Here is a 10,307-nt window from a genome sequence, read left to right as displayed (position 1 = left end):
TTTATAACCGCCAGCGACGTCACTCGCGTCTTGGCAATATATCGCCAGCCTTATTTGCTGAAAATTTTAATCGGCACTCACAGGCAGCTTAGAACATGAGTGTCCGCTATTGACAGTACACCTCAGGCATGATGCTCGACTGCATGTTGAACGATTTTACCACCTGGTATAACTTCATCAGGCCACATCAGCATTTGCATGGGTATACGCCTGCTGAGGTGTGGACTGGTGTTGATCCTTATGCTTCTGCACCGAAATCTGTTCAGTATTTTAGTGCCTGGGATAGTTTGCTGATTGGTTACTATTTGCAGCGTTAATCACACTTCTCATAAAACAAAATAGCTTTTGATTTTGAACATTTTTAGGTGTTCAGGGTGTTGCTCGTCTTTAGCAAATAAATCGCTTACATTTTAATCAGGCGAACAAATTTTATTGCTCGCGATGATTAAAAAATGATCTGTTCAGTGTTCAACTGAACCAAAACCTTCGCCAGATTTTTCAAAAAATGCTGATCTGACGAAGTGATTTGGTTTAAATGAACGGTGAACAGGGCAACACCTTAAGTGTTCAGGGCGTAGCCCATCCTGAGCAAATATTTCGCTCAAATTTTAATCAGACGAACAAAATAAATTGCTCGCACTGATTAAAAAATAGTCATATTAATGCTCTATTGAAAAAAAATCCTCACCAGTTTTTGCAAAAATTGCTGCTCTGGTGAAGCGAGTTGGCTTTACTGAACGATGAACAGGGCAGCAGCATCCACGCCACATAGGAGGCTTTACTGCCAGATCACACGAAACTACCACAATTCAACAGCACTCAGCACATTGATAAATTCCACAAAATCATCAGCAACAACCTCAACACATGGCTCCCCCTCTTTGGAACCCTCGTGATACCAAAGTATTATTTTTGGAGGCAGTCCAAATGTATAGTCGAAGCAAAGAAAATCTCCTCCCGGCAAAATAGCAAAGGGAAATTGACAAATACTAAGCCTATCTTCAATAAGCGACCAAATTGCATAAACACCCAATCCTTTGATATTTTTATCTTGAATTAAATGCCGATCTGCGAAATTCAAGAAGCGCTCAATTGGAAAACTAGCTCCTTTTTTTGTCTTAAAGAATTTCGTGACAAGCCTTCCGCCATGAAAATGACTTATATGAGCCACGTAATTTGGATCGTACTCGAAGCCAGGAAAATCCACCTTCATTTGTAGTTTGAAAGCATCCATTTCTCCTGCCGAGAAGAATGGAACGAACGTATCTTCGTCGTATTTAAATGTCATTTAATCTACCTTTTTCTTCCAAAGTGCATGACCTTCATGTGGCGTAACTGAGTGAACGTTTCTCTCAACGGCGCGGAACCAACCATCTGTCGCCATATGATCCCAAAGATACCCAGTTGGGATTTTAAACCTTGAGTCCAAGTAGCCAAAATGCGAACCGTACTTCATTCCGATAGTTTCAGGAATAAATACTTCTTTGCCAATCGAAATGTTGGTTTTTTTATCTAAAATCTCAGTTGTCCAGGGTCCGAAATCTGCCACACCTCGTTCGTCAACCATCGCTCGCTGTACGAGACCCTGCTCGCGCGCAAGTTTTCTTATTGTAGAACGTTCAGCTTTTGAAAGTGGGTTGACATTCGCTGCCTTCTCAAAATCATCCCAAAGGAACACGTCGTTCGTACCCTTAATTTCCGCATATTTTTTTACTAGTGCATTGAGGCCATCCTCAGCAACATCCAGTAACATTGCTTTATTGGGAGCATTTATCCTACTTAGTATATCAGCGTTATTTTTCCCATTCAAACCTGCAATCGTCCCCGCACGATCAAGCGTGGGCAGTCCATGTTCTATCGCAGCAGTTTCAGCCTTAGCTCCAGACAGCACTTTAAACTGCCCATCACGATCCATCAAAAAGGTCGTAACAGTCCCATCTTTGCGCTGATGACTGATTTTAATCTTACCGCAATCATCATTATGAACCCATACTTGTGAACGACCAACAAAGTAGGTATGGAAATCTTTCACTTCAATGTTGTAAACAGTGCTTTGCTCAGGCTCTTTCTCGATCGAAAGGATTTTGATTAATTGCCCCTCCGGCGTTGTCAATTGATCCCCAGCCAGCAAATCAGCCGCTTGTACCCAACCCGTACCTTCCAGCCAGAACGGATGGTTTTCTGTCGCACGGATTATTTCAAACTCATCGCTGCTTTTCTGTATTGAAACCTGATAAATATCTTTATCTGGTGCCTGCATTGTTCTGACTACGGCTTTATAGCTGACTTCGCCTGTATGCTCATTTTTGGAGAGGACTCTTTCGCCTACGGTCAGTTGTTCAATGGCTTTCACGCCTTGATCGGTATGCACCAAAGTCCCTGCAACGAAGCAGGCAAGGCGTTCAAAAGTCAAATTGCTGCTTGGTCGATTGACTCCTGAAGCTAACATCTGCTCGGCATTTGCCCGGGCAAGAAGCTTTTCTTCTAAGGACGCTGCGTTCACCTCCGCACGAACAAGGGAGCTATTATTGGCAAGCTGCGATTGTTGTACGGACGTTGTAGCCCTCGTTTGGATCGGTCGCTCGTTAATCAACGCATTAGCTTCTGAATTTACATTGCGCTCAGCAATATTGCCAGCCTTTGCTTGGTTTCTTGCCAAAGCTTGTTCAGCCTGCCGTATGTCAGAAGTAACATCATTTTTCAGAGAAGCCCATCCTGAGTTACCTTCTTGGTTGAGCGCTTTTGCCGATTTCATCTCAGCACTTATTCCTTCTTGTGCTCCTCTCTCAACAGAATTCAGTGCTTCGAAGGCTTTTTCATTCTTCGTTGAATTTGAGAGTGTTTGCAGTTCGGACTGTGTTTTGCCAGCAATTGCCCTTACTTCACTCGTTGTAGAGCCATACGGCCTATCTGCGGCCAATCCAGTAGCGCGCCTCTCGACGACATCGGTAACAGGAACACGTACGTCTTCCGTCACATTAACAACATTTCGAACATCACCAATTTCGCTCGTAATTGCAGCATCCCTAGTGAATGATGAAATCATAGAAGCGTTCTTGATTCTTGATCCTGCTGTTTCCATCAAACCAAAAGCCTTACCTGCAATTTTCCCGATCCCAGCTTGTGCAGCAGTTTCCACAAGGACTTGCAATGCAACAGTTGCCTTGTCTTGAGTAGATAACTTTTTAAATTCATCTATGCCGTCACCTGCTGCACGAATGACTGCACCTGGGTCACGCCATGCTTGCAATACCGCATTTGCAGTAGTAATTTTAGTGTCTGAATCCGTGGCTAGTTTCCATAGGCCGCGTCCGAACATTGCCGTAGAATAACCAGCCGCATTAATAGCGCCGCCGACACGATAGGCAGTTCCCTCAAATATCCCCGCTATCCCATCGACGTTCTTGGCACCTTGGCGATAAAACTCAGCATCGTTCTTTCTTGCAATTTCAAGTTCATCTACATCATCTTTATGATCTGCCTTGATTAAATTGGCAACTCGCTCAAGGTCCAATGCAGCACGCTCACCCGATCCATATTTGTAGCCCATCTCTGTACTCTGAGAATCCTTCACCTCAGGCATGTATCGTGATGTAGTGTGACCTGTGATGCTTGATTCAGCGACCGTGATGTTCTGGTCTTGACCAAAAATAATTTGAGGTCCGGTCAAAGTACGTGTAATTGTCTTGTAACGCACCAATGGGCGAACTTTATCTTCACTATAAATACCATCACCAGGTTCTAAGTAGATGCCTTGGGACATGCCTAGTTGCCACTTGACGGTGTCACCATCCAGATCAAGCATTTTTCTAAAGCGGCTCAATTGATCATAGGCGATGTGGTCTTCTTGAAGGAAGCTACCTTTTTCAGCACGCATGGCACGTAAAGCGAGCGTTCCTGGTGATGCATCATCACGCCAGGCGCGCAAAGCATTGGCATCGTCCTGTGCCTTCTGCGCCAGCCGCGCATTATCTTTCGCCTGCTGTTGCTGCAATTGCTCCTGTTCTGCCTTCAATCTATTGATTTTGTCATTTTCTGAGATGCCATTGATCAAGGAACTCGCAAATGAATTCAAGACGATCTGATTCAAGTCCACATGTCCGTCGTGATAGGCGCTGGCAGCAACCCCTGATGCGATGCCGCTCACTGTGCTGCGGGCCACGATACCTCCATATTGGCCCAGGCTGTTGAACATGGTGTCTCCCATGGCAGCGTTGGCGGCTGATCCAGCCAGGCTACCTATGCCTGTGGCTGCAACGCCTCTCCAGTCATACTCTTGTTGCCAATGTGCGGCGACTGCCAGTCTCTGAGTCACGGCATTCGCCAACATGGCACGACCGCCAATGGCAACGGCATTTTGCATGGAAGTAAGTCCTGCGGGTAGTTGAATCAGGCCACCTATACCGGCAGTAATACCTGCCCCTAAGCCCGCAAGGCCAACCTGTTTCCAGTTGTATCCATCTTGTGCACCTATCGCTATCCCCACTGTCTGGCTGGCAATGGAACCTGCTACGCCGCCAATTGCCGCAGAAGCAACGGCTGCACCTGTAAAGCCTGCTCCCCCCATTAACACGCTCGCCCCCAATTCCATGGTTGTCATGGTGGCTGCTGTCGTGGCTGCGGCCGTACCTGCCGCTGCAGCTGTTCCCGCTGCTGCTGTGCCTGCCGCTGCCGCTCCACCTGCAGCGCCTGCTGAGCCTGCTACACCTAATGCACTTGCCGCTGCACCTGCAGTATAGATAGTCACCACTACTGCGACCGCGATCATGATGAGTTTGCCAAGGCCACCACAGCCGTCACTTCCTTGCGGCATGGTGAGATTAGGCATCTTGCTGCCTTCAATCTCACTGGCGTTATAAACCTTGAAGCGCTGACTATCAATCCGACCCGTCTGCGCGGTATTCGGAATGGTGATCACATTGCCTTCAGTGAGGCTGCTCTCGGCTGTGAGGCCATTGGCGCCGGCAATCAGGTACCACAGGCTGGAGGTGCCGTAGACGGCGCTGGCAATGCCTTGCAGGGTGTCACCTGACCTGATGGTGTAATGGCTGACACCTCCGGGGTGGCTGTCATCAAGCATCTGGAAGAAGGCGTAGTTGCCGGTGTCGAGCTTGCTCTGGTTCTTGCCTTCAGCATCGACACCTGTCTGCGCTTCGATGTTGCCGTTGGTGTAGTGGTACTCCATCCTTTCTATACCGTGTTTGCCGTCATCATGGATCTTGCTGAGGATCTGGTTGTCGGCGTTATAGATGTAGCGGCTGGTTTCTGCCCTGTCTTTACCATCGCCCTTGCCCTGGTTGACGATGACGAGCTGGTGGTTTTCGTTATAGACGAGGATGCTGTTGCCGTTGGCATCACCAAAGGCGCGGATGCGGTTTTGCTGACCCGTGGCATCAATGTCGTAGAGGTACTGGAAGGTCTTGTTGACCTTGTCGTCGATCATGTGCAGGCTGCTGGCAATGAGGTGACCTGCATTGTCGTAGCGGTTGTAGGTTTCCTGCATGCTGGCTTTTGGGGTGCCAGGGTCGGTGTCGGTACGGCTCCACAGGACCTGGCCACTCTGGTCGTAGCGGCTGCGGGTGGACTTGGTGAGCATGCCGCCTTTGCCTTCGGCATACAGGGTGACGTTGCCACCAGCGTCGTATTCCCAGTGCTGGCTGCTGCCATCGCTGCCGGTGACACGGGTGCGGTTGCCAACGGCGTCGTATTGCATGCTGGCTTTTATTAGTATCCAGTATCGCTTGATATTTTTTGAGTGAATTTATTTTTTATGTTGATGGCGAATGTGTATTTTGAGGTGATTTTTTGCTGGGTTTTAGATATACTTTTGAGCCTGATTTCAGGTTTTCTGAAACGCGTTCAGTGCTGGTTTTGCAGTTTCAACTGGCACGGGCAAGAGCAATTTTCTGTTCTCTTTCCACCGGTTAAACAGTTTTATGTGAAGCGGTTGAGAAGACGAACTGGCAAGCCCAAGCCACGCTGGGTTTTACATTTTGTGCTGGAAAGATTTGCAGAAGGTAAAAGCTATCGGCAGATCACGATGGAGTTTAATCGGCTCTATGCATACAGAGGGATGACGATTAGTTTGGGGACGGTGTATAACTGGATACAGAAACACTGCACTGAGATGGAAGCCATTCGCAAGGAAACGCGGAATCGTTTTCTGGAACCCGGTCCTGCGAATTTGCGTTGGCGTATTGATGGTACTGGTAAAATGGATTCATCTGGCGTGACTCATTTTATCCTGGGTATTGTGGATCATGGTACACGGATGAATTTGTTGTTGCAGCGCTTGGAGCTTGCGACGTCAGTGACGATACTGGAATGCATTAAAGATGCGATGCAGTTGTTTGGTCAACCGAAAATTATTCGCACGGATAATGCGTCTGTTTTTCGCAGTAAAAAATTTAGACGGGCTCTAAAAGAATTAGGGATACATCAGGAATTCAGTGCGCCTGGCAAGCCTTGGCAGAACGGGAGAATTGAGCGTTTGTTTTTAACGCTCAAAGAGAAATTGAATCTGACCACGCCTGTCAATGGCATGATGCTCGACTGCATGTTGAACGATTTTACCACCTGGTATAACTTCATCAGGCCGCATCAGCATTTGCATGGGTATACGCCTGCTGAGGTGTGGACTGGTGTTGATCCTTATATCTCAGCGCCGAAATCTGTTCAGTATTTTAGTGCCTGGGATGGTTTGCTGACTGGTTACTATTTGCAGCGTTAACCGGACTTCTCATAAAACAAAATAGCTTTTAATTTTGAACATTTTTAGGTGTTCAGGGTGGTGCTCGTCTTTGGCAAATAAATCGCTTACATTTTAATCAGGCGAACAATATTTTTTGTTCGCGATGATTAAAAATGATCTGTTCAGTGTTCAACTGGACCAAAACCTTCGCCAGTTTTGCAAAAAAATGCTGGTCTGGCGAAGTGATTTGGTTTAACTGAACGCTGAACAGGGCAAGGGCACTCGCAGCAGCAGGCACAAATATTATTATGGCTCGCACCATTCTACAAACTTTAATACGCATTGCTTTTCGTTAAATTTCTCCCATATTTCTTTGTTTTTCATATCCAGTTTTACGCGAAAAAAACGACAATTCTCGAATACTGTACCATCAAAACTTGCACCTCTTAAATCTGTATACTGAAACTCGACAGATTCTAACTTCGCATTTCTAAATGAAGCATTCCTAGCATCTGCATTAACAAACAACAATTTTTGTAATGTCGCGCCTTCGAAGTTGGCAGATTTAACCTTGGTATCCCAAATATCGCAGTGCTTTAAAAAAGAGTTGCTGAAATCTACAAAAGAAAAATTCGCTTCAAAAAGCGGATCAGTCAAAGAGCAATTTTTTAAATTTGCCCAACGAAAATCAGTATCACCTACCAAATACCCTTTAAGCTCTCGTCCAGAAAGGTCAATTCCCCTTAAATCAGTAATCAAGCCATCACTCGACAGCTCCACTTTCTCTTGATGTGTCAAATCAAAACGCTGAGTCAATACAGACTGCATTATACGATTGCCTTCTTCTGTTTTCCAACGCTCCTGCAATTGATTTATTTCGCTCATCGCTTTTTCTCCCAAACTACACCCAGTGGTTTAACTTTCCTATTTGGCTCCATGAAGAAAAGCCTCGCTTCTACTAGATTCTTGTGTGCCTCATAATAAAAAACGGATGTTTCTGATTCATTCATGTTCTTGCCATTTTTAAGAACATTTTCCCATCCAGTTGACAGTCGAGATTGATTATCAAGAAGAACTTTGTCAAGTACAATTCCATTGGGACCATCGGTTTTAAATACTACCAAATAATTTCCCGGATCTGCATTGTTTCTGAAATGCTCCAATGACAAACTGGCGTCTTCTGAAACACCGCGGAAAATAGGCGTTCCATTATTTGTTTGCAATAAAGTCGTTGTCTCAGAACCATACTTTTGATCAATAACGTTGTAGTTTGTCCCTTTCGTTGGAAAACCATTATCAACAATCTTTTGCACCGCTGCCCTTGCTTCTTGCTCACTCTTTAATCCCTCTAATGTTTCACCTGTAAACCCCACTGCCTTCTGTATCCATCCGTTTTTAATGGCTTCAGGGCCTGCTATAAATAGTGGAATAGTTTCACGACCATTCTTATCTAACAAATAGATGTATGGAGTATCGTTAATAGTAGGTTTTGGTGTCACAACGTCGGTAACTGTTTCTGCTACAGCTGCTTTTTTTGACGTCGTAATTACCGCTTCACTATCGCTTCGAACAAATGAATATTGGGCAGCCCGCTTGGAAACCTGGAGTCCAGTATTTAAAAAATCAGTTACTGGCCATGCAAAACTAGCAACAGTAAGGAAGTCATATGTACCCTTTTCGTAAGCTTCTGAAGTAGATAAATTTTTGTATTTATCAGTATAATTTTCAGCACGCTTCGAAAGTTCATCGTACACCGCCATAGGATTATTTACTAAGTTTGCTGTAAAATTTAAAGCAAATTCAGAACCTTCTTTGGCGAATTTATACATGCCTTGAGAACGCGCAATATTCCGTTGTGCAGCTTGATAAGGAATATCGCTTACTTGCGCATATAATCCGCCGGTAGAAATATTCAAAGCTAAATTAGCCTGATCAGCAATAAACATTAAAGGTTCTAATGCAAATTTTCCGGTACCTTTTGCCACTCCGTACAGACTTTGACTGTCTTTATTCAGCTCCTGTCTCAAAGCCTTAGGATCTTTCTTCAAGTTAAATAGAAGATCATCAAGCGGCCCACCAGCATGAGCAACTTGAATAGAATCCGGCAGATAATCAACAGTTTTTAGTGTGTTCAATAGGTTTTTACCTAACTCTGCATCACTTACCTGTGAGTCGAATAATCCCGCATTTTGCAAGACATCCGCTGATTTATCTTTGTATGACGACGATACCACTTGATCAACCAATATATCCAATACTCTAGGACGAACAGCGGCTTCTTTTTGTTGAGTGTCTGGCTGAGAATTAGATTTAAGTGAGAAATCGACAAACTGTCCAGGCTTATGCAAACGGAACTTACTGTCGCTCAAATTTTCAGCTGCCTGGCGATCCACTTCGTCGCTACCAAATGAATAACCCACTGTGTCATTCAAATTCTTCCAGTCCTCAATCGACTTCCCGCCACTACCCAAAGGCTCGCGCTGACTCAAGCGCCTGGTCTCATCCTGCGCTTCAAATGCAACCCGTGCATCTTCTTTCGCTTGTTCAGCAGCACGCCATCTCGAGAATATGTCTGACGTAAAGCCTAACTGATTCGCACTTGGCTGGGTTGCAGGTTCCACACCTACGGTGCTTAGACGTGTAACCCCACTGTCAGACTGAGTTTTATTCGTCAACACCCCCCACACTGAGCTCCTGCCATTGAGCAGCTTGTTGAGCAGTTCATCCCCCAGTTTAGGTGTAGCCTTGGCCCGTTCTGCCTCAAGCGCCTTCAGGCGTTCCTGCCCCCAGGCTGTCTGGCCTATGAGGTTGTTCGCTGCCGCACCTAAGCCACTGCCCAGGCCGTTGATGATGGCGTTTTGCCAGTCTACCTTGCCGGTAGTGATGAGGCTGGTGCTGATGCTGGTGGCGAGGTTGGTGAGGCCGTCTCGCATGAAGGCATGTCCCCAGCTTTCTGCCGGGTTGACGCCGTTGATGCTGACGTCTGGCAGGGATTTGCCGCTGGTGTTGACGTCTACTCTTTCGCTTGTTGTTTCTCCTGGATTGACCGGGGTCTCTTTAAACCATTCGTTGAATTGGCCGGTAATAACACTGGCCGCTCCCGCTGCCGCGGCCTGTTTCCAGTCTATTTTGTCTTGCAATCTGGTAGCAACCAGTACACCCTGGGTGACGAGGTTGTTGCCTACGGCATTGATAAAGCCTGCTGCCGGGACATTTGAATCCACAAACGGGATTTGGGGCACGTAGTAGGAAACAACTGACGTGGCAAATGACTTGGCATTAAAGCCATGCTGGATGCCGCCTATGTTGTTGATGGCTTGTCCTGCCAGGTTGCCCAGCATGGGGTTGCCTGTGTAGGCGGTGACAACAATCTGCACTACCAGGGAGATGATCTGCGTCACGATGGCACATCCGCCTGGCCCTGGCGAAGCCATGTTAGGCATCTTACTGCCTTCAATCTCACTGGCGTTATAAACCTTGAATCGCTGACTATCAATCCTCCCCGTCTGCGCGGTATTCGGAATGGTAATGACATTGCCTTCAGTGAGGCTGCTCTCGGCGGTGAGGCCATTGGCGTCGGCAATCAGGTACCACAGGCTGGAGGTGCCGTAGACGG

Annotated in this window: 7 protein-coding genes; 3 read left to right on the top strand and 4 right to left on the bottom strand. The window is 46.4% G+C overall.

The window, feature by feature from the left end:
• Nucleotides 1-143 precede the first annotated feature (143 nt).
• Nucleotides 144-317, top strand: a complete 174-nt coding sequence (locus ACO0LC_RS28790; RefSeq protein ID WP_423009640.1) for a hypothetical protein — start codon at nucleotides 144-146, stop codon at nucleotides 315-317.
• A 482-nt stretch (nucleotides 318-799) separates the two neighbouring features.
• On the opposite strand, the gene ACO0LC_RS28785 is transcribed toward ACO0LC_RS28790, so the two are convergent.
• The gene (locus tag ACO0LC_RS28785) at nucleotides 800-1,288 is read right to left on the bottom strand and encodes an SMI1/KNR4 family protein (protein ID WP_423009638.1); all 489 of its coding nucleotides are present in this window, start codon (nucleotides 1,286-1,288) and stop codon (nucleotides 800-802) included.
• Nucleotides 1,289-5,080 carry a polymorphic toxin-type HINT domain-containing protein gene (locus tag ACO0LC_RS28780; protein ID WP_423009636.1) on the bottom strand — a complete coding sequence of 1,264 codons (3,792 nt, stop codon included), beginning with the start codon at nucleotides 5,078-5,080 and terminating at the stop codon, nucleotides 1,289-1,291.
• Here ACO0LC_RS28780 and ACO0LC_RS28775 point away from each other — a divergent pair.
• Nucleotides 5,045-5,728: a hypothetical protein gene (locus tag ACO0LC_RS28775; RefSeq protein ID WP_423009634.1), complete on the top strand. Its 684-nt coding sequence runs from the start codon at nucleotides 5,045-5,047 to the stop codon at nucleotides 5,726-5,728. The two genes, ACO0LC_RS28780 and ACO0LC_RS28775, sit on opposite strands and share 36 nt — an antisense overlap.
• 42 nt (nucleotides 5,729-5,770) lie before the next feature.
• The gene (locus ACO0LC_RS28770) at nucleotides 5,771-6,730 is read left to right on the top strand and encodes a transposase (protein ID WP_423009632.1); all 960 of its coding nucleotides are present in this window, start codon (nucleotides 5,771-5,773) and stop codon (nucleotides 6,728-6,730) included.
• Nucleotides 6,731-6,997: 267 nt separating this feature from the next.
• On the opposite strand, the gene ACO0LC_RS28765 is transcribed toward ACO0LC_RS28770, so the two are convergent.
• Together ACO0LC_RS28765 and ACO0LC_RS28760 are read right to left on the bottom strand one after the other, a co-directional pair.
• Nucleotides 6,998-7,576, bottom strand: coding sequence for a pentapeptide repeat-containing protein (locus tag ACO0LC_RS28765; RefSeq protein WP_423009630.1), 579 nt, complete (start codon nucleotides 7,574-7,576; stop codon nucleotides 6,998-7,000).
• Nucleotides 7,573-10,307, bottom strand: a 2,735-nt coding sequence (locus ACO0LC_RS28760; protein ID WP_423009628.1) for a hypothetical protein, incomplete at its 5' end; no start/stop codon positions are given. The genes ACO0LC_RS28760 and ACO0LC_RS28765, both read right to left, overlap by 4 nt.

This window comes from Undibacterium sp. JH2W (genome assembly GCF_049340425.1).
Lineage (GTDB): Bacteria > Pseudomonadota > Gammaproteobacteria > Burkholderiales > Burkholderiaceae_D > Undibacterium.
The sequence above is the reverse complement of the archived record's forward strand: the minus strand, read 5'-3'. Positions and strand labels throughout refer to the sequence as shown.

Excerpts from the sequence above, each read along its gene's own strand:
- ACO0LC_RS28770 (WP_423009632.1), top strand. The coding sequence starts at position 5,771 with ATGTTGATGGCGAATGTGTATTTTGAGGTGATTTTTTGCTGGGTTTTA.
- ACO0LC_RS28790 (WP_423009640.1), top strand. The coding sequence starts at position 144 with ATGTTGAACGATTTTACCACCTGGTATAACTTCATCAGGCCACATCAG.
- ACO0LC_RS28765 (WP_423009630.1), bottom strand. The coding sequence starts at position 7,576 with ATGAGCGAAATAAATCAATTGCAGGAGCGTTGGAAAACAGAAGAAGGC.
- ACO0LC_RS28775 (WP_423009634.1), top strand. The coding sequence starts at position 5,045 with ATGGCTGACACCTCCGGGGTGGCTGTCATCAAGCATCTGGAAGAAGGC.
- ACO0LC_RS28780 (WP_423009636.1), bottom strand. The coding sequence starts at position 5,080 with ATGCTTGATGACAGCCACCCCGGAGGTGTCAGCCATTACACCATCAGG.
- ACO0LC_RS28785 (WP_423009638.1), bottom strand. The coding sequence starts at position 1,288 with ATGACATTTAAATACGACGAAGATACGTTCGTTCCATTCTTCTCGGCA.